The following is a 24,612-nucleotide window of genomic DNA, read 5'->3' on the forward strand; positions in this document are numbered from 1 at the left end:
TGAGCGCTGTTGTGGTCAAAAGACTGGCGGCACACTGAAGGGAGAGACACATGGCAAGTCCAATTCTACCGGGTACCGGCTTGGGTTCCGGCCTCGACACCGGTGCTATCGTCAAGGCGTTGGTAGCTGCTGACAAGGCGGCCAAGCAAGGTCAGATCGATCGCGCGACCACCACCAATAGCGCCAGCATTTCTGGTATCGGGACATTGCAGTCGTTGTTGTCGACCTTCCAGAGCACGTTGTCGGTTGCTGGGCTGGGAAGCTCTGTGAATCCCGCCTTTGCCGGTTTCGCTGCGACCTCCAGCGACAGCAAGACCGTAGACGCCACCGCAGACAACTATGCGGTTGCCGGCAAATACTCGGTTACCGTCAAAAATCTTGCAACTTCGTCAAAAGTGGCCAGTGCGGCTTTTAGCGGAGGAAATACCAGTGCCATTCCGAGTGGTACGTTAAACATCACTCAAAATGGCATTAACTACCCGTTGACCGTCGGCGCCAATGCGACGCTGCAATCGGTGCGTGACTCGATCAACGCTGATTCGAAGATGAACATGGCCGGGCTCAGCGCGAACATCGTGACCGACTCGTTCGGTTCGCGACTGGTGATCGGCTCCGAAAAGACCGGTGCAGGCACCGACATTTCTGTCAGCGGTATTGCCGGTTTGGAGATCGATGGCACTCAGTCGATGTCGAGTGATACCAATCCGGCTTCCGCCGCCTCATCCGGCAATATCGGTGGGCTGGCCAAGGACGCGGTTTTCAGCGTCGACGGCATGCAACTGACCAGCAAGACCAATACAGTCACGCAGGCCATTTCCGGTCTTAAGCTCAATCTGGTTGCGCCAACCACCACGCCGATCACCGTGACAGTTGCCACAAACACTGAGGGTCTTAAGACCTCGATCCAGAAGTTTGTCGACGCCTATAACGCCGTGGCCAACGGCATTACTACGCTGACCAAGCCTTCCCTGGATGACAGTGGCAACCCGACCATCCCGGCACAGCTCACTGGTGACTCGCTGCCTCGTTCGATTCTGGCGGCTATTCGTGCACCACTGTCCGAAACGGGCGCCGGCGACAAGTTGACAGTGCTGGCGCAGTTGGGGATCACCACCAACCAGAAGACCGGTGCACTGGATTTCGACGACAAGAAATTCACGGCTGCCATGACCGACAAGAAGCTCGGTGGTGAAGTGCAGAAGCTGTTTACCGGTGATGGTACCAACCCGGGTCTGCTGGAACGCATGACTAACGCGATCAAGCCGTTTACCCAGGGTGTAGGTAGCATGACCGAGGGGATCCTGACCACTCGTACCAAGACCCTGGATATCACCAAGAAAAAGCTCAGCGATCAACAGGATGCCCTGGATCGCCGGGTAGCTACCCTGACAGCGGTGCTGACCAAGAAGTACAACGACATGGACACCCTGGTGGGCAAGCTGAAGGCCACCGCCAGTAACATCACGTCGATGTTTGAAGCCTTGACCGCCCAGCAAAAAGGCTGATATTCACTCAGCGCCAAAAGCCCGGCAGCGTTTTTCAGCGCTCCGGGCTTTTGTATTTGGCCTAAAGTTTTTTGGCGTTGCGTCGATATATTGCTTATACGAACCCTTGAGTTTTGAAGAGGTATTACATGAATCCGATGTTAGCCCTTCGGCAGTACCAGAAGATCGGTGCGCAGGCGCAGACCTCCGAAGCCAGTCCCCACCGTCTGGTGCAGATGCTGATGGAAGGCGGCCTGGATCGTATCGCTCAGGCCAAGGGGGCGATCGAGCGCAAGGATATCGCCAACAAAGGCATATTCATCAGCAAGGCCATCGGCATCATTGGTGGTCTGCGTGAAGGCCTGGACCTGGAAAACTCCCTGGATACCCTGGGGGATCTGGACAGTCTGTATACCTACATGATGAAGCGCCTGGCTGAAGCCAATATCAAGACCGATCCGAAGATTCTCGATGAGGTCGCCGATCTGCTGCGCACGGTCAAAGAGGGCTGGGATGCCATCGCCGCGCCGGGTCCGCAGTTTTAAGGAGAAACACCATGAGTGCTGTCCTGCAACGCATTGAAGAAACCCGTGAGGCGCTGGTCGGCGCCCTGGCCGAGCGCAACTGGCAAGCCATTGGCGAGCTGGACCTGGCGTGCCGTTCATGCATGGAGGACGTGCTCAGCGAGGCTGAGGTCGACGAGGCGGCACTGCGCGACAATCTGGAGGAGTTGTTGGGGGTCTACCGGCAACTGCTTGAGGTGGCAACAGGGGAGCGCCAGGCGATAGTCGACGAGATGTCGCAGATCCAGCAAGCACAGAACGCGGCAAAGGTTTACCATTTGTTCGGTTGATGTTGAGTTAATCCCGAACACTGCGCGCCATAAATTTGACTGTGCACGCTTTTTTGACTTAACTAGTGGCTGTTTTCAGATTTCAGGCGTCTATAAGGCAGAAAATGCCTACAAGCGCGTCTAGCTTGCCCCTTATCTGGGCATTGAGTTGACTAGGGAAGTTGCTATTGCATGTGGCGTGAAACCAAAATTCTGCTGATCGATGACGATAGCGTGCGCCGCCGCGACCTGGCGGTGATTTTAAATTTTCTTGGCGAAGAAAATTTACCCTGCGGTAGCCATGACTGGCAGCAGGCTGTCGGCTCTTTGTCGTCAAGTCGCGAAGTAATTTGCGTCCTCATCGGGACCGTAAATGCTCCTGGTGCACTTCTGGGCCTGTTAAAGACACTCTCAACCTGGGATGAGTTCCTTCCAGTGCTGTTGATGGGCGAAAATTCTTCCATTGATCTGCCTGAAGACCAGCGTCGTCGTGTGCTTTCCACCCTGGAAATGCCTCCCAGCTACAGCAAATTGCTGGACTCCCTGCACCGGGCCCAGGTCTATCGTGAAATGTACGATCAGGCCCGTGAGCGCGGTCGTCACCGTGAACCCAATCTTTTCCGCAGCCTGGTAGGCACCAGTCGCGCCATCCAGCATGTGCGGCAGATGATGCAGCAGGTGGCGGATACCGACGCCAGCGTGCTGATCCTTGGCGAGTCGGGAACAGGCAAGGAAGTGGTAGCGCGCAACCTGCACTATCACTCCAAGCGGCGCGACGCGCCTTTCGTGCCGGTCAATTGCGGCGCCATTCCGGCAGAGCTGCTGGAAAGTGAGCTGTTTGGCCATGAAAAGGGCGCGTTCACCGGTGCTATCACCAGTCGTGCCGGGCGTTTCGAGCTGGCTAATGGCGGCACCCTGTTCCTCGACGAAATCGGCGATATGCCACTGCCGATGCAGGTCAAGTTGTTGCGGGTGCTGCAGGAGCGCACGTTCGAGCGCGTGGGCAGCAACAAGACCCAGGGTGTTGATGTGCGAATCATCGCTGCCACCCATAAGAACCTGGAAAGCATGATCGAGGTAGGCAGTTTCAGGGAGGATCTGTACTACCGCCTCAACGTGTTCCCCATTGAAATGGCGCCGCTGCGTGAGCGAGTGGAAGACATTCCGCTGCTGATGAATGAGCTGATTTCGCGAATGGAGCACGAGAAGCGCGGTTCTATACGCTTCAACTCTGCCGCCATCATGTCGCTGTGCCGGCATGGCTGGCCGGGTAACGTTCGTGAGCTGGCCAACCTGGTGGAGCGCATGGCGATCATGCATCCCTATGGTGTGATTGGCGTCGTCGAGTTGCCGAAGAAGTTCCGCTATGTGGATGACGAAGACGAGCAGTTGGTGGACAGCCTGCGCAGCGATCTGGAAGAGCGCGTAGCGATCAACGGTCACGCGCCAGACTTCGCCGCCACGGCCATGCTGCCGCCGGAAGGCCTGGACCTGAAGGACTACCTGGGCAGCCTGGAGCAAGGGCTGATCCAGCAGGCGCTGGACGACGCCAATGGCATCGTGGCGCGGGCCGCAGAGCGTTTGCGCATCCGTCGCACCACCCTGGTGGAGAAGATGCGCAAGTACGGTATGAGTCGTCGTGAAGGTGATGAACAGGCGGATGATTGACGCCGATTTTTCAAGTCTTTGAAAACTGGGTGGTTTTTTTTAGGCACGGGTATTGCTAAGTCTCTTGCAACGTTCCGTTTAACTGACGGTCAGCCACGCGAGAGTGCACGATGCCCCAAGCCGCCCAGATGTCTCCTGCCCCTGATGCACAGGGGCAATCGTCGTCCGTAGAGCAGGCAAGCCGGCTAGGTCTTGAGCAGGCCTTCGCCTTGTTCAACCAGATGTCGAGCCAACTTACTGACTCCTACAGCATGCTTGAGGCCCGGGTGACCGAGCTCAAGGGCGAGTTGGCGGTGGTCAGCGCCCAGCGCATGCAGGAGCTGGCGGAAAAGGAGCGTCTGGCCAATCGTCTGCAGAACCTGCTGGACCTGTTGCCGGGCGGAGTCATCGTGATTGATGGTCATGGCATCGTCACCGAGGCCAACCCGGCAGCCTGCGAGCTGCTGGGGCTGCCGCTGGAAGGGCAGTTGTGGCGCAACATCATCGCCCGCAGCTTTGCCCCTCGCGAAGACGATGGCCATGAAATTTCCCTGCGCGACGGTCGACGCCTGTCGATTGCCACGCGCTCGCTGGATGCCGAGCCCGGGCAGTTGGTGCTGCTCAATGACTTGACTGAAACCCGTCATCTGCAAGACCAGTTGGCCCGTCATGAGCGTCTGTCCTCCCTGGGCAAGATGGTTGCCTCCCTGGCTCACCAGATCCGCACGCCGTTGTCGGCGGCCCTGCTGTACGCCAGCCATCTCACTGAGCAGGAACTGCCGGTCGCTACCCATCAGCGCTTTGCCGGGCGGCTCAAGGAACGTTTGCACGAGCTGGAACATCAAGTGCGCGACATGCTGGTGTTCGCCCGTGGCGAATTGCCCCTGACCGATCGCCTGACGCCCAAGTCGCTGTTGCAGTCGTTGCAGGCCGCGGCCCTGACCCATGTGCAGGACGTTGCCGTGCGCTGGCAGTGCGATAGCCACCACGGTGAGTTGCTGTGCAATCGCGACACTCTGGTGGGCGCCTTGCTCAATCTGATCGAGAACGCGGTGCAGGCCAGTGCCGGCGCGGCGCGACTCAAGGTGCACCTGTACAGCCGCGGCGACACCTTGCGGCTGTGCATCAGTGACAGTGGCAGTGGTATCGACGCTGCGGTCCTGGAGCGCCTGGGAGAGCCGTTCTTCACCACCAAGGCCAATGGAACCGGGCTGGGCCTGACGGTGGTCAAGGCGGTAGCCCGTGCTCATCAGGGAGAATTGTCGCTGCGCTCGCGTCCTGGGCGCGGTACTTGTGCGCTGGTGACACTGCCTCTGTTCTCCAGCGTGCATGGAGTGGAGTGAAGGTAATGGCAATCAAGGTTCTACTGGTTGAAGACGACCGCGCATTGCGCGAGGCCCTGGCGGATACCCTGCTGCTGGCCGGTCATGACTACAAGGCTGTCGGCAGTGCTGAGGAAGCATTGGAGGCTGTGGCCGGGGAGCCCTTCAGCCTGGTGGTCAGCGACGTCAACATGCCGGGCATGGACGGTCATCAATTGCTTGGCCTGCTGCGAGCCCGCCAGCCACAACTGCCGGTGTTGCTGATGACTGCCCATGGCGCCGTCGAGCGTGCCGTGGACGCCATGCGCCAGGGGGCGGCCGATTATCTGGTCAAGCCTTTCGAGCCGCGGGCCCTGCTGGACCTGGTGGCGCGCCATGCCTTGGGCGGCCTGGGTGTTGGCGAGGATGAGGGGCCTGTGGCCTTCGAACCAGCCAGCGCTCAGTTGCTGGAGCTGGCGGCGCGGGTGGCCCGCAGTGACTCCACGGTGCTGATTTCCGGTGAATCCGGCACTGGCAAGGAGGTGCTGGCGCGCTATATCCATCAGCATTCCCATCGAGTCAATCAGCCGTTTATCGCCATCAACTGCGCGGCCATCCCGGACAACATGCTCGAAGCCACTTTGTTCGGGCACGAGAAGGGCTCTTTCACAGGGGCCATCGCTGCCCAGCCCGGCAAGTTCGAGCAGGCCGATGGCGGCACCATCCTGCTGGACGAGATTTCCGAAATGCCTCTGGGCTTGCAGGCCAAGCTGCTGCGGGTCTTGCAGGAGCGCGAAGTGGAGCGGGTGGGTGCGCGCAAGCCGATCACCCTGGATATCCGCGTGGTCGCCACCACCAACCGCGATCTGGCGGGGGAGGTGGCGGCCGGCCGTTTCCGTGAGGACTTGTATTACCGTTTGTCGGTATTTCCTCTGGCCTGGAAGCCGTTGCGCGAGCGTACCGCCGATATCCTGCCGCTGGCCGAACGCCTGCTGGCCAAGCACGTCAATAAAATGAAGCACGCGGCGGCCAGGCTATCGGCCAAGGCCCAGGACTGCCTGCTGGCCTATCCATGGCCAGGCAACGTTAGAGAGCTGGACAACGCATTGCAGCGCGCATTGATCCTGCAGCAGGGGGGCTTGATCCAGCCGGAAGATTTCTGTCTTGCCGGCCCTGTGGCTTGTGCTCCGCTGCCGGCGCTGGCGCCCGTGGTGCAGATGGCGGCGCGTGGCATGGCTGCCGAGGTGGAGGTGCCGGCTCAAGAATCCGGCGGCCTGGGCGATGACCTGCGGCGCCGGGAGTTTCAGATGATCATCGATACCCTGCGCTCCGAGCGCGGGCGACGCAAGGAGGCCGCGGAACGCCTGGGTATCAGCCCGCGGACCTTGCGCTACAAGTTGGCGCAGATGCGCGATGCTGGAATGGACGTCGAGGCCTATCTGTTCGCGACCTGATCTGTGAGAGGCAAGCCCGGGATGGGCTTTTGTCGATAAGGGCCATGGAGCTGGCACCCTTGTTGCTAACACCTCACTAACCGCTGAGTGAGCGTCAAAAAATTGCGGGTCGTCAGAGAGAGTAGACCATGAGCCAAGGTGTTGAATTTAATCGGTTGATGCTGGATATGCGTGCCATGCAGATGGACGCAATGTCGCAGCCTAAATCCGCCGCGGTGGCAGAAGTCAGCGGCAGCAGCTTTGCTGACATGCTTGGCCAGGCCGTGAACAAGGTCAATGACACTCAGCAGGCGTCCAATCAGCTGTCCAGTGCCTTTGAAATTGGCAAGAGCGGTGTCGACCTGACGGACGTGATGATTTCCTCGCAAAAGGCCAGCGTGTCTTTTCAAGCTTTGACCCAGGTTCGCAACAAGCTGGTTCAAGCGTATCAAGACATCATGCAGATGCCGGTTTAAGGACGAGATTGAGTCATGGCAGAAGCAGTCGCCGATAACGTACCGGCCAAGGCCGCCCCGATCGACGGTAAACCGCCGCTGTTCGGTTTGTCCTTCCTGGAAAACCTGTCCCAGATGACCATGCTGCGTCAGGTCGGCCTGTTGGTGGGCCTGGCCGCCAGCGTGGCGATTGGTTTTGCCGTGGTGCTGTGGTCCCAGCAACCCGATTACCGGCCGCTGTACGGCAGCCTGGCGGGTATGGACGCCAAGCAGGTCATGGATACCCTGGCCTCTGCCGACATTCCTTACACCGTAGAGCCCAATTCCGGCGCCTTGCTGGTCAAGGCCGATGACCTGTCCCGAGCCCGCCTGAAGCTGGCCGCGGCTGGCGTAGCGCCGGGTGACGGCAACGTCGGTTTCGAGATCCTCGATAAAGAGCAGGGCCTGGGTACCAGTCAGTTCATGGAAGCGACCCGTTACCGTCGCGGCCTGGAAGGCGAGCTGGCTCGCACCATCTCCAGCCTGAACAACGTCAAGGGCGCCCGGGTGCACCTGGCGATTCCTAAAAGCTCTGTGTTCGTGCGTGATGAACGCAAGCCCAGCGCCTCGGTCCTGGTAGAACTCTACTCCGGCCGTTCCCTGGAGCCCGGCCAGGTCATGGCCATCGTCAACCTGGTGGCGACCAGTGTTCCCGAGCTGAACAAGTCCCAGGTCACCGTGGTCGATCAGAAGGGCAACCTGTTGTCCGATCAGGCGGAAAACTCCGCACTGACCATGGCTGGCAAGCAGTTCGACTACAGCCGCCGCCTGGAAGGCATGCTGACCCAGCGGGTGCACAACATCCTGCAACCGGTGCTGGGCAACGATCGCTACAAGGCTGAAGTCTCGGCGGACGTCGACTTCAGTGCCGTGGAATCCACCTCCGAACAGTTCAACCCTGACCAGCCGGCCCTGCGCAGCGAGCAGTCGGTGAATGAGCAGCGCTCCAGCAGCAACGGCCCGCAAGGCGTGCCGGGTGCTCTGAGCAACCAGCCGCCAGCGCCGGCCTCTGCGCCACAAACCACCGGTGGCGCCACTGCCGCCGCCGGCATGGTGCAACCGGGCCAGCCACTGCTGGACGCCAACGGCCAACAGATCATGGACCCGGCCACCGGCCAGCCGATGCTGGCGCCGTACCCGTCGGACAAGCGTCAACAATCCACCAAGAACTTCGAGCTCGATCGCTCCATCAGCCATACCAAGCAGCAGCAGGGTCGCCTGAATCGTCTGTCGGTAGCGGTAGTGGTGGACGACCAGGTCAAGGTCAACCCGGCCAATGGCGAAACCAGCCGAGCGCCGTGGAGCGCCGACGAATTGGCGCGTTTCACCCGTCTGGTGCAGGACGCCGTGGGCTTCGATGCCAGCCGTGGCGACAGCGTCAGCGTGATCAACGTGCCGTTCTCCGCCGAACGCGGGGAAGTGATCGCCGATATTCCGTTCTACTCGCAGCCCTGGTTCTGGGACATCGTCAAGCAAGTGCTCGGCGTGCTGTTCATCCTGGTGCTGGTGTTCGGCGTGTTGCGTCCGGTGCTCAACAACATCACTGGCGGCGGCAAGAACAAAGAACTGGCAGGCCTGGGCAGTGACGTCGAACTGGGCGGCATGGGCGGCCTGGACGGTGAGTTGGGCAACGACCGCGTGAGCCTCGGCGGCCCGCAGAGCATTCTGCTGCCGAGCCCGAGCGAGGGTTATGACGCTCAGTTGAACGCAATCAAGAGTCTGGTGGCTGAAGACCCGGGTCGAGTGGCTCAGGTCGTGAAAGAGTGGATTAACGCAGATGAGTGATAACCGAGCCGCTACCGCCAAACTGACCCGGGTCGACAAAGCCGCGATCCTGCTGCTGTCCCTGGGTTCTACCGATGCTGCGCAAGTGTTGCGCCACATGGGCCCCAAAGAGGTCCAGCGGGTGGGTGTGGCCATGGCGCAGATGGGTAACGTGCACCGTGAGCAGGTCGAACAGGTGATGAGCGAGTTCGTCGACATTGTCGGCGACCAGACCAGCCTCGGCGTCGGTTCCGATGACTACGTGCGCAAGATGCTCACCCAGGCCCTGGGCGAAGACAAGGCCAACGGCCTGATCGACCGTATTCTGCTGGGTGGCAACACCAGCGGCCTGGACAGCCTGAAGTGGATGGAGCCGCGGGCCGTTGCCGACGTGATCCGCTACGAGCACCCGCAGATCCAGGCCATCGTGGTGGCCTACCTCGATCCTGACCAGGCCGGCGAAGTGCTCGGCAACTTCGACCACAAGGCGCGCCTGGACATCATCTTGCGGGTTTCCTCGCTCAACACCGTGCAACCCGCGGCGCTCAAGGAACTCAACCAGATTCTCGAGAAGCAGTTCTCCGGCAACTCCAACGCATCGCGGACCACCCTGGGTGGTATCAAGCGTGCAGCCGACATCATGAACTTCCTCGACAGCTCGATCGAAGGCCAACTGATGGATTCGATCCGCGAAGTGGACGAAGACCTGTCGGGCCAGATCGAAGACCTGATGTTCGTCTTCAACAACCTCGCCGATGTCGACGATCGCGGCATCCAGGCGCTGCTGCGCGAAGTCTCTTCCGACGTGCTGGTGCTGGCTCTCAAGGGCTCGGACGAAGGGGTCAAGGAAAAGATCTTCAAGAACATGTCCAAGCGTGCGGCGGAACTGCTGCGCGACGACCTGGAAGCCAAGGGCCCGGTTCGCGTCAGCGATGTGGAAACCGCGCAGAAGGAAATCCTCACCATTGCCCGCCGTATGGCCGAAGCCGGAGAAATCGTTCTCGGCGGGAAGGGCGGCGAAGAAATGATCTAAGGTCGCTTTATGTCGTCCAGCAGTGATGAGTCCCAAAGCGAGCTGATTCGCGCCCGGGACGTCGAGGGTTTTGACGTCTGGGCGCTGCCCAGTTTCGATCCCGAGCCGCCCGAGCCTGAACGCGAGCCGGAAGAGGTGCAGGAGGAGATCGAGGAGGTGCCGCTGGAGGAAGTCCAGCCGCTGACCCTTGAAGAGCTCGAGAGCATCCGCCAGGAAGCCTATAACGAAGGGTTCGCCACTGGCGAGAAAGAGGGCTTTCACAGCACCACCCTCAAAGTGCGCCAGGAAGCCGAAGTGGCACTGAGCGCCAAGTTGCAGGCGCTCGAGCAACTGATCGCCAACCTGTTCGAGCCCATTGCCGAGCAGGACACCCAGATTGAAAAGACCCTGGTGGAGCTGGTGCGGCATATCACCCGCCAGGTGATCCAGCGCGAGCTGGCGATGGACTCCACGCAGATCGAACATGTCATGCGCGAAGCGCTCAAGCTGCTGCCCCTGGGCGTCGGTAATGTGCGCCTGTACGTCAATCCGCAGGATTTCGAGCAGGTCAAAAGCCTGCGCGAGCGCCATGAGGAAAGCTGGCGCATCGTCGAGGACGAAGCGCTGCTGCCCGGCGGTTGTCGGGTCGAGACCGAGCACAGCCGTATCGATGCCAGCATGGAAACCCGGATCGCCCAGGCCATGGACCAGCTGTCCGACCAGTTGCACGAACAATCGCTGCATCCGGCAGCAGCGGACCTTGGCCTGGACCTGGGGCCACTGACGCCGTCGGCGCCGCAGAGCGACATCGCCGACCCCGCTATTGACCCTGACGCCGCCGCGCACGAGCCAGCGGACCCTAGCAATGCGCCTTGAACGCACCAGCTTCGGCAAGCGCCTGGGGGGCTATGCCGAGGCCATCAGCCTGCCGGGCCAGCCGATCCTTGAGGGCCGCCTGCTGCGCATGGTCGGCCTGACACTGGAAGCCGAAGGCTTGCGCGCGGCCATGGGCACCCGGTGCATGGTGATCAACGATGACAGCTACCACCCGGTCAAGGTCGAAGCCGAGGTCATGGGGTTCTCCGGGAGCAAGGTATTCCTGATGCCAGTGGGCAGCGTGGCCGGGATTGCTCCGGGCGCGCGCGTGGTGCCCCTGGCCGACACCGGCCGTTTGCCCATGGGCATGAGTATGCTCGGGCGTGTGCTGGACGGCGCCGGTAGGGCGCTGGATGGCAAGGGTGCGATGCGTGCCGAAGACTGGGTGCCGATGGACGGCCCCACCATCAACCCGCTCAAGCGCGACCCCATCAGCCAGCCGCTGGATGTGGGTATTCGCAGCATCAACGGTTTATTGACGGTAGGTCGCGGTCAGCGTCTCGGCCTGTTCGCCGGTACCGGCGTGGGCAAGAGTGTGCTGCTGGGCATGATGACCCGCTTCACCGAGGCCGACATCATTGTGGTCGGGCTGATCGGCGAGCGGGGACGTGAGGTCAAGGAGTTCATCGAGCACATCCTGGGTGAGGAAGGCCTCAAGCGTTCGGTGGTGGTGGCCTCGCCAGCGGATGATGCTCCGCTGATGCGTCTGCGGGCGGCGATGTACTGCACGCGGATCGCCGAATATTTTCGCGACAAGGGCAAGAACGTCCTGTTGCTGATGGATTCCCTGACACGTTTCGCCCAGGCCCAGCGGGAAATCGCCCTGGCCATCGGCGAGCCGCCGGCCACCAAGGGTTATCCGCCTTCGGTGTTCGCCAAGCTGCCCAAACTGGTGGAGCGTGCCGGCAATGCCGAGGCCGGCGGCGGTTCGATCACCGCCTTCTACACGGTCTTGTCCGAAGGCGACGACCAGCAGGACCCGATCGCCGACTCGGCGCGGGGCGTGCTCGACGGGCATATCGTGCTGTCCAGGCGCCTGGCGGAAGAGGGGCACTACCCGGCCATCGACATCGAGGCTTCCATCAGTCGGGTCATGCCGGCGGTGATCAGCCCTGACAACATGGCGCGGGCGCAGTACTTCAAACAGCTGTGGTCGCGTTACCAGCAGGCCCGGGACCTGATCAGCGTCGGTGCCTATGTGGCCGGCGGCGACCGGGATACCGATACGGCCATTTCCCTGCATCCGGCCATGGTTGCGTACCTGCGCCAGGGGCTCAATGACAACATCAGCCTGGGCCATAGCCAGACCCACCTGGAAATGCTTTTCGCTCCGGCAGCGGGCGGGTAACCGGCCATGGCCGATAGCCGTGCGGCGCGCCTGGCGCCGGTGGTGGACATGGCAGAGAGTGCCGAGCGCACGGCCGCCCAGCGCCTGGAGTACTTTCACGGCCAGGTGCGTGTGGCCGAGAGCAAGCTGGGGGACCTGGAGCGTTTTCGTGGCGACTACCAGGAACAGTGGGTCGAGCGCGGCAAGTTGGGGGTCAGTGGCCACTGGCTGATGAACTACCAGTACTTTCTCAGCCAGCTGGATACCGCCGTCGGTCAGCAGCGACAGAGCCTGGCCTGGCACCAGAACAACCTCGATCGCGCCCGGGAGGCCTGGCAGCAGGCCTATGCCCGGGTCGAGGGGCTGCGCAAGCTGGTGCAGCGCTATATCGACGAGGCGCGGGCGCTTGAGGACAAGCGTGAGCAGAAGTTGCTGGATGAACTTTCCCAACGCTTGCCTCGTCAGAGCCCATACTGATGGTGCTCATTTGCCCCGTGCGGGTTGTCCCCCCGGCGAGTGGGTGCTAAACCTTTTAGACGTCGTCAATGACAAGGAAGCAGTCACATGTCGGTCGTTACAGAAATATCCCCGGACGGGCAAAAACTCACGATCTCCATCAGAGGCCGTTTCGATTTCGGACGCCACCAGGAGTTTCGCGAATCCTACGAGCGACTCAACCGGACACCGGAGTCCATCGTGGTGGACCTCAAGGAAGCCACCTATCTCGACAGTTCGGCCCTGGGCATGCTGCTGTTGCTGCGTGACCACGCCGGCGGCGACAACGCCGATGTCCGGGTAATCAACAGCAACTCGGATGTGCGCAAGATCCTCGCCATCTCCAACTTCGACAAGCTTTTCGACATCAGTTGACCGGTATGCGGTCGATGCTCGAGCCCCTGTGTGTGCTGATCGCCGAAGATGGCGCAGCGGACCGCATGCTGCTGTCCAGCATCATCCGGCGCCAGGGGCATCAGGTGCTGGCGGCAAGCAACGGCGCCGAGGCGGTGCAGCTGTTTCAGCAACAGCGCCCGCACATCGTGCTGATGGATGCATTGATGCCGGTGATGGACGGTTTCGAGGCTTCCCGGCAGATCAAGGCCCTGGCTGGCGAGACCCTGGTGCCGATCATCTTTCTCACCTCCTTGAGCGGCGGCGAGGCCCTGGCCCGCTGCCTGGAAGCGGGTGGCGACGACTTTCTGGCCAAGCCTTACAACCCGGTGGTGCTGGGTGCCAAGATCAACGCCATGGACCGCCTGCGCCGTCTGCAAGAGACCGTGCTGCACCAGCGTGACCAGATCACTCGCCACCACGACTACCTGCTCAACGAGCAGCGGGTGGCCAAGGCGGTGTTCGACAAGGTCGCCCATGCCGGCTGCCTGGATGCGCCGAATATCCGTTACCTGCAATCGCCCTATGCCCTGTTCAACGGCGACCTGTTGTTGGCGGCCTACACCCCGGCCGGAGACATGCACGTACTGCTGGGGGATTTCACCGGCCATGGGCTGCCTGCGGCGGTAGGCGCCATGCCGCTGGCGGAGGTGTTCTACGGCATGACCGCCAAGGGCTACGGCCTGCCGGAAACCCTGCGGGAGATGAATGCCAAGCTCAAGCGCATCCTGCCCGTGGACATGTTCTGCTGTGCCACCCTGCTGTGCCTGAGTTCCCAGCGGCGGGCGGTGGAGGTGTGGAACGGCGGCATGCCCGAAGGGTATCTGTATCGGCACGCCAGCGGCGCACGCACGCCGCTGGTGGCTCGCCACTTGCCCTTGGGTGTGTTGAGCGCCGAGGCCTTCGAGGACAGCACCGAAGTGTTTTCCATGGCGCCGGGAGACCGCGTCTTCCTGTTGTCGGATGGGGTGATCGATACCTGTAATACCGAGGAGCAACTGTTTGGCGTCGAGCGATTGCACCAGGTGTTTGCCGCCAATCGCCAGGAAGATCAGCTGTTCGAAGAGATCCGGCAGGCCCTGGAGCGCTTTGGCGGCAGTGCCCGGGATGATGTGAGCATGGTCGAGGTGGGGTTGCCGGAGTTTCCCCGGTTGGCGCCGCCGGCTCTGGTGTACTCCGACAGTGGCCAGTCCTGCCCGCTGGACTGGTCGGTGAGTTTCGAGTTTCGGGCTGCCACCCTCAAGCGTTTCAATCCCTTGCCCTATCTGCTGCAACTGTTGCTTGAGGTGCATGGCCTGCGCTCCCAGAGCGGGGCGCTGTACAGCGTTTTGGCAGAGCTCTACTCCAATGCCCTGGAACATGGCGTGCTCAAGCTCGACTCGCGGCTCAAGCGCGATGCCGAGGGGTTCACCCGCTATTACCGCGAACGCTCGACCCGGCTTGCGCAGTTGCAGGAGGGTTTTGTCCGGGTGCATCTGCAAGTGCAGCCCCTGGAAGCGGGAGGGCGCCTGGTGGTGCGCGTCGAGGACAGTGGCGAGGGCTTCGATGTGGCTGCGGTCCTGGCGCGGCCCAATGATATGGAGCGTCTGTCGGGGCGTGGCGTCAGTCTGATCCGGCAGATGAGCCGGCAGGCCGTGTGGGCGGATGATGGGCGCAGTGTCTGCGTGGAGTTTTCTTGGGAGGCTCTGGCATAATTCCCGGGTTCTTGATCAAGGAGTGAACAAGTGGCTGAGATTCATCTGGACCACACGGTGCTCAATGCTTTGCAAGAGGTCATGGAGGATGAATATCCCGTCCTGCTGGATACCTTCGTCTGCGATTCCGAGGAGCGTGTGCGGCTGCTGCATAAGTCCGAGGATACGATTTTGCTGGTAGCCACCGCCCACAGCCTCAAGGGCAGCAGCAGCAACATGGGCGCCACCCGCCTGGCCGAACTCTGTCATCAGCTGGAACTGCGGGCCGGGCAGTCGGCCGCGGATGGCATTCGACAATTGGTGGGGGAGATCGACGGCGAGTTCGCTATCGTTCGACGCTTGTGCGAGCAGGAGCTGCAGCGCTTTCATTGTTGAGAAACAGCTTTTTATCTGCGGATTGTTAAAGCTGGCCCGGCCTTTGCAGTCAAGTCTTCCAACTGTACCTATGATCCCCGTGCAGCGGAGACTGTCCCATGGCTGTTACCCCTAATTCGCTTCTTCAGGCCACTGCCCAGGCCAGCGCTAAGTCCAAGACTCAAGCGGCACCTGTCAGCCCCCTGGCGAGCATTGCCGAGCCTGGGGACAAGGCTTCCAGCTTCGCGCAGCTCTACGCCAAGGAATCCCAGAACCAGCCGCAGGCCAAGCCTCCAAGCTTTGCCGACAACTCGCCCAAGCCGGTGCGCGACAAGGGGGCTGACAGTAGCCCGAAGAAGGATGTCAGCAAGGACTCTTCTGCCGCGCCGCAGCCAGCCGTTGCCGATAGCGGCAAATCCTTGCCTGCCGACAAGCCGGCCAGCAGCGACAGCAAAACAGCGCCCACTGATGCTGCGAAGCCGGCTGATACCGCACAAACCGACACCCCGCCCCCCAGCGATCCGATGCTGGATCCAAGCCTGGTACAGGTCGCGCCGCCGCAGCCTGTGGTGCCGGCTGAACCGGCCCCGGCGGCACCTGCGCCGCCTCAGGTCGAGGCGGCTCCCGTCGCCCCTGCGCCGGCCCTCGTTGCCGCAGTGGTGGCGCCACCCGTCGAGCCGGCCAAGCCTGAATTCGACCCCGAGGCTGATCCTCTGGATGCCTTACCTGCGGTGCGCCTGGCCATGGAGCAGGGCGGCCATGTGTCGGCGTCCAGCCAGAGCCAGCCGAAGGCCGCGCCAGGCAATGCCGGCAATGAAGGGCAGCTGGCCTCGGTGCAGAACTTCGCCAATGGCATGGCCGGCATGCTCGAGCAGCAGGCGGGCAAGAGCGGCACCGAGCAGGGCGGCGAAAAGGCCTTTAGCGGGTTGATCGCCGATGGCTTGAAGGACCTCAAGGGGGCTTCCAGTGATACCCGGGTGGATGATTTCGCCAATCGCCTGGCGGCCTTGACCCAGGCCGCGACGCCCAAGACGGCCAACGCGGTGCCGGTCAACCAGCCGCTGGCCATGCACCAGAATGGCTGGACCGAAGAGGTGGTCAATCGGGTGATGTACCTGTCCAGCACCAACCTCAAGTCGGCAGACATCCAGTTGCAGCCGGCCGAGCTGGGGCGCCTGGACATTCGCGTGCACATGATTCCGGACCAGCAGACCCAGGTCACCTTCATGAGTGCCCATGCTGGCGTTCGCGAAGCCCTGGAAGGGCAGATGCACCGCATGCGCGACATGTTCAACCAGCAGGGCCTGGGGCAGGTGGACGTCAACGTCTCCGATCAGTCCCGTGGCTGGCAGGGCCAGGAGCAGGCGCAGCAGGAGCAGAATCGCCGCAGCGGTTCCAGCACCAGCGGCGGGCGCCTGGACAATGGCGATGATGAGTCGTCCCCGGCCGTGGCAGAAGTGCAGGCTCCGGTACAGACCGTGATCGGCAGCAGCGCCGTCGACTACTACGCCTGACCTGTGGCGGGGGTCGCTACCGGCCCCTGCACTGATCCTCGCGGTGTAACTGCAACAGCTTGCACCCCAGGTTTCCCTTCGCAGCGTCGCCCTTCGCTGTTGATCCCTGCCTTTCTGACAAATCTGGCATAACACTTGCTCTTGCCTTGCCGTGCGACTGTGAACCCCCGATTAGTGACGGATTATTGGCATGGCGAAGAGCGAAGCAGCAGAAAAACCCACCGCAGGGAAAAGCAAACTCAAGCTTATCCTCTTGATTGTCCTGGCGTTGTTGCTGGCCATCGGCCTGTCGGTCGGCGCCACCTGGTACTTCATGCACAGTGCTCAGAGCAAGCCGGCCCCGGCTGCAGAGACCGCCAGCAACGTCAAGCCTGCGGCGATCTACGAGCCCATGGCCCCAGCCTTTGTTGCCAACTTCACGCAGAACGGCCGACAGCGCTACATGCAGGTGAGCATTACCCTGCTGGCGCGTAATCAGGCCGACCTGGATGCGCTGAAAGTGCACATGCCAGTGATCCGCAACAACCTGGTCATGCTCTTCTCCGGGCAGAGTTTCGACACCCTGGCCACTCCGGTCGGCCAGGAAATGCTCCGCCAGAAGGCCACCGCCAGCGTTCAGGAAGTGGCGCAGAAAGAGGTGGGCAAAGTGGTGGTCGAGCAGTTGCTCTTTACTAACTTCGTACTGCAGTAGGAACACGACATGGCCGTGCAGGACCTGCTGTCCCAGGATGAGATCGATGCGCTGTTGCATGGCGTCGACGACGGTCTGGTACAGACCGAACACGCTGCCGAGCCCGGCAGTGTCAAAAGCTACGACCTGACCAGCCAGGATCGCATCGTCCGTGGACGCATGCCGACCCTGGAAATGATCAACGAGCGTTTCGCCCGCTATACCCGTATCAGCATGTTCAACATGCTGCGCCGTTCGGCTGACGTGGCAGTGGGTGGCGTGCAGGTAATGAAGTTCGGCGAGTATGTGCACTCGCTGTACGTACCCACCAGTCTGAACCTGGTGAAGATCAAGCCGCTGCGCGGCACCGCGCTGTTCATTCTTGACGCCAAGCTGGTGTTCAAGCTGGTGGACAACTTCTTCGGCGGCGATGGCCGCCACGCGAAGATCGAAGGGCGCGAATTCACCCCGACCGAACTGCGGGTGGTGCGCATGGTGCTGGAGCAGGCCTTCGTCGATCTCAAGGAAGCATGGCAGGCGATCATGCCGGTCAACTTCGAGTACATAAACTCGGAAGTGAACCCGGCCATGGCCAACATCGTCGGTCCCAGCGAAGCCATCGTGGTGTCGACCTTCCACATCGAGCTCGATGGCGGTGGCGGCGACCTGCACGTGACCATGCCGTATTCGATGATCGAGCCGATCCGCGAAATGCTCGACGCCGGCTTCCAGTCCGACCTGGACGACCAGGACGAACGCTGGAGCAAGGCTCTGCGCGAGGACGTGCTGGATGTGGCCGTGCCGCTGAGTGCCACTGTCGCCCGTCGTCAGTTGCGCCTGCGGGACATCCTGCACATGCAGCCTGGCGATGTAATCCCGGTGGAACTGCCCGAAGACATGATCATGCGCGCCAATGGCGTGCCGTCGTTCAAGGTCAAGCTGGGTTCCCACAAGGGCAACCTGGCGCTGCAAGTGATCGAGCCGATCGAGCGCCGTTGAGCGGCGCTCCAACCTGTTTGCTGTTCAATGAATTTTTGCCCGTCGAGGACCCATGATGGCTGACGAAATTAACTCCCAGGACGACCAGGCGCTGGCCGACGAGTGGGCTGCTGCGCTGGAAGAAACCGGTGATGCCGGTCAGGCGGATATCGATGCCCTGCTGGCGGCGGATGCCGGCGCCGCGTCAAGTTCCGGGCGCTTGCAGATGGAAGAGTTCGGCAGCGTGCCGAAGAACCATGAGCCGGTCACCCTGGACGGTCCTAACCTGGACGTGATTCTGGATATCCCGGTATCGATCTCCATGGAAGTGGGCAGTACCGATATCAACATTCGCAACCTGCTGCAGCTCAACCAGGGCTCGGTGATCGAGCTCGATCGCCTGGCCGGCGAGCCGCTGGACGTGCTGGTCAACGGCACCCTGATCGCCCATGGCGAGGTGGTTGTGGTCAACGAAAAGTTCGGCATTCGCCTGACTGACGTGATCAGCCCCAGCGAACGCATCAAGAAGCTGCGCTAAGTGAACAAGCTGCTTGGCATTGCATTCGCGCTGCCCCTGAGCGCCCTGGCCGCGGAGCCGGCGGCCACCGCCGCGGTGGCTGCGGCTGCGCCCGTGACCGGCAGTGTCAGCGGCCAGTTGACCCAGTTGGTACTGGGCCTGCTGCTGGTGATCGGCGTGATCTTCTTCCTGGCCTGGCTGTTGCGCCGGGTGCAGCAGGCCGGTCCTGCCGGCAAGGGGCAGGTGATCGAACTGATCGGCTCCCGGGCTCTGGGCCCGCGCGATCGCCTGGTGCTGGTGCAGGTTGGCAACGAGCAGATCCTGCTGGGCCTGACCCCGGGCACCATCACCCCGTTGCATGTACTCAAAGAGCCGGTGCAGGTGCCCAGTGCCGAGCAGGCGACGCCCGAGTTCGCCCAGCGCCTGATGGAGCTGTTGGGCAAGGATCAGAAGGATAAGAAGTAATGCCGTTGCGCATCATCTTGACGTTGGCACTGATGCTGGCGGCGCCGCTGGCGTTGGCGGCGGACCCGTTGTCGATCCCGGCGATCACCCTTGGCACCAATGCCAGCGGCCAGCAGGAGTATTCGGTCAGCCTGCAGATCCTGCTGATTATGACGGCGCTGAGCTTCATTCCAGCGTTCGTCATGCTGATGACCAGCTTCACCCGGATCATCATCGTCTTCTCGATCCTGCGTCAGGCCCTGGGCCTGCAGCAGACCCCGTCGAACCAGATCCTCACCGGCATGGCGCTGTTTCTTACCATGTTCATCATGGCGCCGGTGTTCGACCGGGTGAACCAGGACGCCTTGCAGCCTTACCTGGCGGAAAAACTCACCGCCCAGGACGCCGTGGCCAAGGCTCAGGTGCCGATCAAGGACTTCATGCTGGCGCAGACCCGCAGCAGCGACCTGGAGCTGTTCATGCGCCTGTCCAAGCGCACCGACATCGCCAGCCCTGACCAGGCGCCGCTGACCATCCTGGTCCCGGCCTTCGTCACCTCCGAGCTCAAGACTGCGTTCCAGATCGGCTTCATGATCTTCATTCCGTTCCTGATCATCGACCTGGTGGTGGCCAGTGTGCTGATGGCCATGGGCATGATGATGCTCTCGCCCCTGATCATTTCCCTGCCGTTCAAGATCATGCTGTTCGTCCTCGTGGACGGTTGGGCGTTGATCATCGGCACCCTGGCGGGCAGTTTCGGTGGTGTTTAAAACCTTGTTTGCGGGTGATCGACAATGACTCCGGAAGTCGCGGTAGACCTGTTTCGCGAAGCGCTCTGGCTGACCACCATGATGGTGGCGGTGCTGGTGGTGCCCAGCTTGTTGGTGGGCCTGATGGTGGCCATGTTCCAGGCCGCCACCCAGATCAACGAACAGACCCTGAGCTTCCTGCCGCGCCTGCTGGTGATGCTGGTGACCCTGATTGTCGCCGGGCCCTGGCTGGTGCAAACCTTCATGGAATACATCCGTCAGTTGTACGGCAGTATTCCGCAGTTGATCGGCTGAGCCCATGTCCCTGCTGGCGTTGACCGACACCCAGATCAGTACCTGGGTGGCGAGCTTCATGTTGCCGCTGTTCCGGGTCACCTCGTTGCTGATGGTGATGCCGGTCTTCGGGACCACCCTGGTGCCGCGGCGGGTACGCTTGTACTTTGCCCTGGCGATCACCGTGGTGATAGCGCCGGGGCTGCCGCCCATGCCCGAAGTGCACGCCCTGGATCTCAGCGGCCTGTTGCTGGTCGCCGAACAGATCCTGATCGGCGCGGTACTGGGGTTTTCCCTGCAGCTGTTCTTCCAGGCTTTCGTGGTTGCCGGACAGATCGTGGCGATCCAGATGGGCATGGGGTTCGCTTCCATGGTCGACCCCACCAACGGTGTGTCGGTGGCGGTGATCGGGCAGTTCTTCACCATGCTGGTGACCCTGTTGTTCCTGGCCATGAACGGCCACCTGGTGGTGTTCGAGGTGCTTACCGAGAGCTTTACCACCCTGCCGGTGGGTGGCGGCCTGATGGTCAACCATTACTGGGAGCTGGCAGGCAAGCTCGGTTGGGTGCTGGGGGCGGCGCTGCTGCTGGTATTGCCGGCGATCACCGCGCTGCTGGTGGTGAACATTGCCTTTGGCGTCATGACTCGCGCGGCGCCGCAATTGAACATCTTCTCCATCGGCTTTCCCCTGACCCTGGTGCTGGGCATGGGCATCGTCTGGGTCAGCCTGGCTGACATTCTCAATCAGTATCAACCGCTGGCCTCCGAGGCCCTGCAGTTCTTGCGCGAACTGGCGAGGGCACGCTGAACCATGGCAGAGAGCGAGAGCGGTCAGGACAAGACAGAAGAGCCCACGGAGAAACGCAAAAAGGACTCCCGGGAAAAGGGCGAGATTGCCCGCTCCAAGGAGCTCAATACCCTGGCCATCATGCTGGCGGGGGCGGGCGGTCTGCTGGTCTATGGTGGTGGCCTGGCCCTGGACCTGCTGGAAATCATGCGCCTGAATTTCTCCCTGCCCCGTGAAGTGCTGCTCAGCCCCGGGGCCATGGGCCTGTACCTGCTGCATTCGGGCAAGATCGCCATCCTGGCGGTGCAGCCGGTACTGCTGACCCTGCTGCTGGCGGCGGTCATCGGCCCCATTTCCCTGGGCGGCTGGTTGTTCGCCGGCAAGAGCCTGGCGCCCAAGTTCAGCCGGATGAACCCGGCCAACGGCCTCAAGCGGATGTTTTCCCCCACGGCGTTGATCGAGCTGCTCAAGGCCCTGGCCAAGTTTGCCCTGGTGCTGTTCGTGGCGCTCTCGGTGCTCTCGGCAGATATCGACGACCTCTTGCGTATCGCCCATGAGCCCCTGGAGAAGGCGATCATCCACAGTATCCAGGTGGTGGGCTGGAGCACCTTGTGGATGGCCTGCGGGCTGATCCTGATTGCCGCAGTGGATGTGCCGGTGCAGCTGTACCAGGCCCACAAGAAGTTGCTGATGACCAAGCAGGAAGTGCGCGACGAGCACAAGGACCAGGAGGGGCGGCCCGAGGTCAAGCAGCGGATTCGCCAGTTGCAGCGCGAGATGTCCCAGCGGCGGATGATGGCGGCGATCCCGGAGGCCGATGTGGTCATCACCAACCCGACCCACTACGCCGTGGCGCTCAAATACGATGCCGAGAAGGGCGGGGCGCCGGTGCTGCTGGCCAAGGGCAGCGATTTCCTGGCCTTGCAGATTCGCGAGATCGCCGTGGCCCACGAAGTCATGTTGCTGGAATCGCCGGCCCTGGCGCGTTCGATCTTCTATTCCACCGAGCTTGAAGAAGAGATTCCTGCCGGGCTTTACCTGGCGGTGGCCCAGGTACTGGCCTACGTCTATCAGATCCGCCAGCACCGCGCGGGCAAGGGCAAGCGCCCGGATCCGCTCAAGGACCTGCCGATTCCGCCGGATCTGCAGCGCGATACTTCTGGCAAGCAAGCCCCACCCGGGCCCGTCACGCCGGTATAAGCCAGGCCATAGCGGCGCTAAAAACACTCCTCGCCAGAAAAGTGGCTTATTGCCATTATTTTTTTGCTTGTGCATGCCCGGGCTTGCCGATGCGGCTGATAGAGGCTGCGTCCCTCTGCTTCCGGCGTCAGGGCAAAGTTGGAAGGTTTCTTGCAGTAGCAGCCCCGTGCCGCTTCAGGCGTCAAAAGTTTGCTTTACGGAACGGGGTAAATCGGTGGATCGCTCTCAGTTAATCAACACGGCTCGCAGCAACCTGGCTGACCTCGGTCGAGGCAATCTGGGTGTGCCGGTGCTGCTGTTGGTCATGCTGGCCATGATGATGTTGCCGGTCCCGGCGTTCCTGCTGGACGTGTTCTTCACGTTCAACATCGCTTTGTCGATCGTGGTTCTGCTGGTGTGCGTGTACGCCCTGCGGCCGCTGGACTTTGCCGTGTTCCCCACCATTCTGCTGGTGGCCACGCTGCTGCGCCTGGCGCTCAACGTGGCCTCGACCCGGGTGGTGATGCTCCATGGCCAGGAGGGCCACGCCGCTGCCGGTAAGGTGATCCAGGCCTTCGGTGAGGTGGTGATCGGCGGCAACTACGTGGTCGGTATCGTGGTCTTTGCGATCCTCATGATCATCAACTTCGTGGTGGTGACCAAGGGTGCCGGCCGTATTTCCGAGGTGAGCGCGCGCTTCACCCTGGACGCCATGCCCGGCAAACAGATGGCCATCGATGCTGACTTGAACGCCGGCCTGATCGACCAGAACCAGGCCAAGCTGCGCCGTCTCGAAGTGGCCCAAGAGGCCGAGTTCTACGGTTCCATGGACGGTGCCAGCAAATTCGTGCGCGGTGACGCCATCGCCGGTTTGCTGATCCTGTTCATCAACCTGATCGGCGGCATGGCCGTCGGTATCTTCCAGCACAACATGAGCTTTGGCGATGCGGGCCGGGTATACGCCTTGCTGACCATCGGTGACGGTTTGGTGGCGCAATTGCCATCACTGTTGCTGTCCACTGCGGCGGCGATCATGGTGACCCGGGCTTCGGGTTCCGAAGACATGGGCAAGCAGATCAACCGCCAGATGTTCGCTTCGCCCAAGGCGCTGGCGGTGGCAGCCGGCCTGATGGCCGTGATGGGGCTGGTGCCGGGCATGCCGCACTTCTCCTTCCTCAGCCTGGCGGCCGTGGCCGGTGGCGCCGCTTACCTGGTCTGGAAAAAACAGAACCAGGTCAAGGTCAAGGCTCTGGAAGAGGTCCAGCGTCAACAGGACCTGCTGCCTTCCCCGGCCCGTGCCCTGGAAACCAAGGAGTTGGGTTGGGACGACGTGACGCCGATCGACATGATCGGCCTGGAAGTCGGTTACCGCCTGATTCCCCTGGTGGATCGCAACCAGGGCGGGCAATTGCTGGCGCGGATCAAGGGGGTGCGCAAGAAGCTCTCCCAGGACCTGGGCTTTCTCATGCCCACGGTGCATATCCGCGACAACCTGGACCTGGCGCCGAGCGCCTACCGCCTGACCCTGATGGGGGTGATCCTGGCCGAAGCGGAGATCTATCCGGATCGCGAGCTGGCGATCAACCCGGGGCAGGTCTATGGCACGCTCAACGGCATCTCCGCTCGGGACCCGGCCTTTGGTCTGGAAGCGGTGTGGATCGAAATCAGCCAACGGCCGCAGGCGCAGTCCCTGGGCTACACCGTGGTGGACGCCAGTACCGTGGTCGCCACCCACTTGAACCAGATTCTGTATAAGCACTCCAGCGAACTGATCGGCCACGAAGAGGTCCAGCAGTTGCTGCAAGTGTTGTCCAAGAGTTCGCCGAAGCTGGCCGAGGAGTTGGTGCCGGGCGTGCTGTCGCTGTCGCAGTTGCTCAAGGTCCTGCAGGCGCTGCTGGCCGAGCAGGTGCCGGTACGCGACATCCGCAGCATTGCCGAAGCCATCGCCAACAATGCCGCCAAGAGTCAAGATACTGCCGCTTTGGTTGCCGCGGTACGCGTCGGATTGTCTCGTGCCATCGTCCAAAGCATTGTAGGCACTGAGTCTGAGCTGCCTGTGATCACCTTGGAGCCAAGGTTGGAACAAATTTTGCTCAGCAGTCTGCAGAAGGCAGGGCAAGGCCAGGAAGAAGGCGTTCTGCTGGAGCCAAGCATGGCAGAGAAGCTGCAGCGTTCGCTGATCGATGCGGCGCAGCGTCAAGAGATGCAAGGTCAACCGGTGATTCTGTTGGTAGCGGGGCCGGTCCGCGCCATGCTCTCGCGGTTCGGCCGTCTCGCCGTCCCGGGTTTGCATGTGCTGGCGTACCAGGAAATTCCGGACAACAAGCAAGTGACCATCGTTGCGACAGTAGGGCCCAACGGCTGAGGTAGTGGG

At 61.8% G+C, this 24,612-nt stretch carries 25 protein-coding genes; all 25 read left to right on the plus strand.

Annotated elements, in window-relative coordinates:
* Nucleotides 1-50 precede the first annotated feature (50 nt).
* The 25 genes from fliD to flhA all read left to right on the plus strand — a co-directional run bounded on the left by fliD (nucleotide 51) and on the right by flhA (nucleotide 24,603).
* Nucleotides 51-1,505: a flagellar filament capping protein FliD gene (fliD, locus tag A9971_RS10715; RefSeq protein ID WP_183000581.1), complete on the plus strand. Its 1,455-nt coding sequence runs from the start codon at nucleotides 51-53 to the stop codon at nucleotides 1,503-1,505.
* A 128-nt stretch (nucleotides 1,506-1,633) separates the two neighbouring features.
* Nucleotides 1,634-2,029 carry a flagellar export chaperone FliS gene (gene fliS / locus A9971_RS10720; protein WP_183000582.1) on the plus strand — a complete coding sequence of 132 codons (396 nt, stop codon included), beginning with the start codon at nucleotides 1,634-1,636 and terminating at the stop codon, nucleotides 2,027-2,029.
* An 11-nt stretch (nucleotides 2,030-2,040) separates the two neighbouring features.
* On the plus strand, nucleotides 2,041-2,337 hold the full coding sequence (locus A9971_RS10725) for a hypothetical protein (protein ID WP_011059969.1): 297 nt from the start codon (nucleotides 2,041-2,043) through the stop codon (nucleotides 2,335-2,337).
* A gap of 171 nt (nucleotides 2,338-2,508) precedes the next feature.
* Complete coding sequence (locus tag A9971_RS10730) at nucleotides 2,509-3,984, plus strand: sigma-54 dependent transcriptional regulator (protein WP_011059970.1); 1,476 nt, start codon at nucleotides 2,509-2,511, stop codon at nucleotides 3,982-3,984.
* A gap of 128 nt (nucleotides 3,985-4,112) precedes the next feature.
* Nucleotides 4,113-5,306, plus strand: coding sequence for a PAS domain-containing sensor histidine kinase (locus tag A9971_RS10735; RefSeq protein WP_161467054.1), 1,194 nt, complete (start codon nucleotides 4,113-4,115; stop codon nucleotides 5,304-5,306).
* Nucleotides 5,307-5,311: 5 nt separating this feature from the next.
* On the plus strand, nucleotides 5,312-6,718 hold the full coding sequence (locus A9971_RS10740) for a sigma-54 dependent transcriptional regulator (RefSeq protein ID WP_183000583.1): 1,407 nt from the start codon (nucleotides 5,312-5,314) through the stop codon (nucleotides 6,716-6,718).
* Between the two features lie 128 nt (nucleotides 6,719-6,846).
* Nucleotides 6,847-7,173, plus strand: coding sequence for a flagellar hook-basal body complex protein FliE (gene fliE, locus A9971_RS10745; RefSeq protein WP_011059973.1), 327 nt, complete (start codon nucleotides 6,847-6,849; stop codon nucleotides 7,171-7,173).
* A gap of 15 nt (nucleotides 7,174-7,188) precedes the next feature.
* Nucleotides 7,189-8,976, plus strand: coding sequence for a flagellar basal-body MS-ring/collar protein FliF (fliF, locus tag A9971_RS10750; RefSeq protein ID WP_011059974.1), 1,788 nt, complete (start codon nucleotides 7,189-7,191; stop codon nucleotides 8,974-8,976).
* Nucleotides 8,969-9,988 (plus strand): flagellar motor switch protein FliG, encoded by a 1,020-nt coding sequence (gene fliG / locus A9971_RS10755; RefSeq protein WP_011059975.1) that lies wholly within the window; start codon nucleotides 8,969-8,971, stop codon nucleotides 9,986-9,988. The genes fliF and fliG overlap by 8 nt, the downstream gene beginning before the upstream one ends.
* A 9-nt stretch (nucleotides 9,989-9,997) precedes the next feature.
* The gene (fliH, locus tag A9971_RS10760; RefSeq protein ID WP_183000584.1) at nucleotides 9,998-10,843 is read left to right on the plus strand and encodes a flagellar assembly protein FliH; all 846 of its coding nucleotides are present in this window, start codon (nucleotides 9,998-10,000) and stop codon (nucleotides 10,841-10,843) included.
* The gene (fliI, locus tag A9971_RS10765) at nucleotides 10,833-12,191 is read left to right on the plus strand and encodes a flagellar protein export ATPase FliI (RefSeq protein ID WP_047284543.1); all 1,359 of its coding nucleotides are present in this window, start codon (nucleotides 10,833-10,835) and stop codon (nucleotides 12,189-12,191) included. The genes fliH and fliI overlap by 11 nt, the downstream gene beginning before the upstream one ends.
* A gap of 6 nt (nucleotides 12,192-12,197) precedes the next feature.
* Nucleotides 12,198-12,647: a flagellar export protein FliJ gene (fliJ, locus tag A9971_RS10770; protein ID WP_011059978.1), complete on the plus strand. Its 450-nt coding sequence runs from the start codon at nucleotides 12,198-12,200 to the stop codon at nucleotides 12,645-12,647.
* Nucleotides 12,648-12,734: 87 nt separating this feature from the next.
* Nucleotides 12,735-13,040, plus strand: coding sequence for an STAS domain-containing protein (locus A9971_RS10775; RefSeq protein WP_011059979.1), 306 nt, complete (start codon nucleotides 12,735-12,737; stop codon nucleotides 13,038-13,040).
* Between the two features lie 5 nt (nucleotides 13,041-13,045).
* Nucleotides 13,046-14,752 carry a fused response regulator/phosphatase gene (locus A9971_RS10780; RefSeq protein ID WP_183000585.1) on the plus strand — a complete coding sequence of 569 codons (1,707 nt, stop codon included), beginning with the start codon at nucleotides 13,046-13,048 and terminating at the stop codon, nucleotides 14,750-14,752.
* A 30-nt stretch (nucleotides 14,753-14,782) separates the two neighbouring features.
* A complete protein-coding gene (locus A9971_RS10785) occupies nucleotides 14,783-15,127 on the plus strand; it encodes an Hpt domain-containing protein (protein ID WP_011059981.1) in 345 nt (114 codons plus the stop codon).
* Nucleotides 15,128-15,225: 98 nt separating this feature from the next.
* Nucleotides 15,226-16,620, plus strand: a complete 1,395-nt coding sequence (locus A9971_RS10790; RefSeq protein WP_183000586.1) for a flagellar hook-length control protein FliK — start codon at nucleotides 15,226-15,228, stop codon at nucleotides 16,618-16,620.
* 190 nt (nucleotides 16,621-16,810) lie between these two features.
* Nucleotides 16,811-17,311, plus strand: a complete 501-nt coding sequence (fliL, locus tag A9971_RS10795) for a flagellar basal body-associated protein FliL (protein WP_011059983.1) — start codon at nucleotides 16,811-16,813, stop codon at nucleotides 17,309-17,311.
* Nucleotides 17,312-17,320: 9 nt separating this feature from the next.
* Nucleotides 17,321-18,289, plus strand: coding sequence for a flagellar motor switch protein FliM (gene fliM / locus A9971_RS10800; protein ID WP_011059984.1), 969 nt, complete (start codon nucleotides 17,321-17,323; stop codon nucleotides 18,287-18,289).
* Nucleotides 18,290-18,344: 55 nt separating this feature from the next.
* Nucleotides 18,345-18,806 (plus strand): flagellar motor switch protein FliN, encoded by a 462-nt coding sequence (gene fliN / locus A9971_RS10805; protein WP_011059985.1) that lies wholly within the window; start codon nucleotides 18,345-18,347, stop codon nucleotides 18,804-18,806.
* Nucleotides 18,807-19,250 (plus strand): flagellar biosynthetic protein FliO, encoded by a 444-nt coding sequence (gene fliO, locus A9971_RS10810; RefSeq protein ID WP_011059986.1) that lies wholly within the window; start codon nucleotides 18,807-18,809, stop codon nucleotides 19,248-19,250.
* Nucleotides 19,250-19,999 (plus strand): flagellar type III secretion system pore protein FliP, encoded by a 750-nt coding sequence (gene fliP, locus A9971_RS10815; protein ID WP_011059987.1) that lies wholly within the window; start codon nucleotides 19,250-19,252, stop codon nucleotides 19,997-19,999. The genes fliO and fliP overlap by 1 nt, the downstream gene beginning before the upstream one ends.
* Before the next feature lie 24 nt (nucleotides 20,000-20,023).
* The gene (gene fliQ / locus A9971_RS10820) at nucleotides 20,024-20,293 is read left to right on the plus strand and encodes a flagellar biosynthesis protein FliQ (RefSeq protein ID WP_011059988.1); all 270 of its coding nucleotides are present in this window, start codon (nucleotides 20,024-20,026) and stop codon (nucleotides 20,291-20,293) included.
* A gap of 4 nt (nucleotides 20,294-20,297) precedes the next feature.
* On the plus strand, nucleotides 20,298-21,080 hold the full coding sequence (fliR, locus tag A9971_RS10825) for a flagellar biosynthetic protein FliR (protein WP_183000587.1): 783 nt from the start codon (nucleotides 20,298-20,300) through the stop codon (nucleotides 21,078-21,080).
* A gap of 3 nt (nucleotides 21,081-21,083) precedes the next feature.
* Complete coding sequence (flhB, locus tag A9971_RS10830) at nucleotides 21,084-22,259, plus strand: flagellar biosynthesis protein FlhB (RefSeq protein ID WP_065363383.1); 1,176 nt, start codon at nucleotides 21,084-21,086, stop codon at nucleotides 22,257-22,259.
* 214 nt (nucleotides 22,260-22,473) lie between these two features.
* The gene (flhA, locus tag A9971_RS10835; RefSeq protein ID WP_011060000.1) at nucleotides 22,474-24,603 is read left to right on the plus strand and encodes a flagellar biosynthesis protein FlhA; all 2,130 of its coding nucleotides are present in this window, start codon (nucleotides 22,474-22,476) and stop codon (nucleotides 24,601-24,603) included.
* Nucleotides 24,604-24,612: the final 9 nt, after the last annotated feature.

It is taken from the genome of Pseudomonas sp. UME65 (genome assembly GCF_014170225.1).
Lineage (GTDB): Bacteria > Pseudomonadota > Gammaproteobacteria > Pseudomonadales > Pseudomonadaceae > Aquipseudomonas > Aquipseudomonas protegens.

Excerpts from the sequence above, each read along its gene's own strand:
- fliD (WP_183000581.1), top strand. The coding sequence starts at position 51 with ATGGCAAGTCCAATTCTACCGGGTACCGGCTTGGGTTCCGGCCTCGAC.
- fliS (WP_183000582.1), top strand. The coding sequence starts at position 1,634 with ATGAATCCGATGTTAGCCCTTCGGCAGTACCAGAAGATCGGTGCGCAG.
- A9971_RS10725 (WP_011059969.1), top strand. The coding sequence starts at position 2,041 with ATGAGTGCTGTCCTGCAACGCATTGAAGAAACCCGTGAGGCGCTGGTC.
- A9971_RS10730 (WP_011059970.1), top strand. The coding sequence starts at position 2,509 with ATGTGGCGTGAAACCAAAATTCTGCTGATCGATGACGATAGCGTGCGC.
- A9971_RS10735 (WP_161467054.1), top strand. The coding sequence starts at position 4,113 with ATGTCTCCTGCCCCTGATGCACAGGGGCAATCGTCGTCCGTAGAGCAG.
- A9971_RS10740 (WP_183000583.1), top strand. The coding sequence starts at position 5,312 with ATGGCAATCAAGGTTCTACTGGTTGAAGACGACCGCGCATTGCGCGAG.
- fliE (WP_011059973.1), top strand. The coding sequence starts at position 6,847 with ATGAGCCAAGGTGTTGAATTTAATCGGTTGATGCTGGATATGCGTGCC.
- fliF (WP_011059974.1), top strand. The coding sequence starts at position 7,189 with ATGGCAGAAGCAGTCGCCGATAACGTACCGGCCAAGGCCGCCCCGATC.
- fliG (WP_011059975.1), top strand. The coding sequence starts at position 8,969 with ATGAGTGATAACCGAGCCGCTACCGCCAAACTGACCCGGGTCGACAAA.
- fliH (WP_183000584.1), top strand. The coding sequence starts at position 9,998 with ATGTCGTCCAGCAGTGATGAGTCCCAAAGCGAGCTGATTCGCGCCCGG.
- fliI (WP_047284543.1), top strand. The coding sequence starts at position 10,833 with ATGCGCCTTGAACGCACCAGCTTCGGCAAGCGCCTGGGGGGCTATGCC.
- fliJ (WP_011059978.1), top strand. The coding sequence starts at position 12,198 with ATGGCCGATAGCCGTGCGGCGCGCCTGGCGCCGGTGGTGGACATGGCA.
- A9971_RS10775 (WP_011059979.1), top strand. The coding sequence starts at position 12,735 with ATGTCGGTCGTTACAGAAATATCCCCGGACGGGCAAAAACTCACGATC.
- A9971_RS10780 (WP_183000585.1), top strand. The coding sequence starts at position 13,046 with ATGCGGTCGATGCTCGAGCCCCTGTGTGTGCTGATCGCCGAAGATGGC.
- A9971_RS10790 (WP_183000586.1), top strand. The coding sequence starts at position 15,226 with ATGGCTGTTACCCCTAATTCGCTTCTTCAGGCCACTGCCCAGGCCAGC.
- fliL (WP_011059983.1), top strand. The coding sequence starts at position 16,811 with ATGGCGAAGAGCGAAGCAGCAGAAAAACCCACCGCAGGGAAAAGCAAA.
- fliM (WP_011059984.1), top strand. The coding sequence starts at position 17,321 with ATGGCCGTGCAGGACCTGCTGTCCCAGGATGAGATCGATGCGCTGTTG.
- fliN (WP_011059985.1), top strand. The coding sequence starts at position 18,345 with ATGGCTGACGAAATTAACTCCCAGGACGACCAGGCGCTGGCCGACGAG.
- fliP (WP_011059987.1), top strand. The coding sequence starts at position 19,250 with ATGCCGTTGCGCATCATCTTGACGTTGGCACTGATGCTGGCGGCGCCG.
- fliQ (WP_011059988.1), top strand. The coding sequence starts at position 20,024 with ATGACTCCGGAAGTCGCGGTAGACCTGTTTCGCGAAGCGCTCTGGCTG.
- fliR (WP_183000587.1), top strand. The coding sequence starts at position 20,298 with ATGTCCCTGCTGGCGTTGACCGACACCCAGATCAGTACCTGGGTGGCG.
- flhB (WP_065363383.1), top strand. The coding sequence starts at position 21,084 with ATGGCAGAGAGCGAGAGCGGTCAGGACAAGACAGAAGAGCCCACGGAG.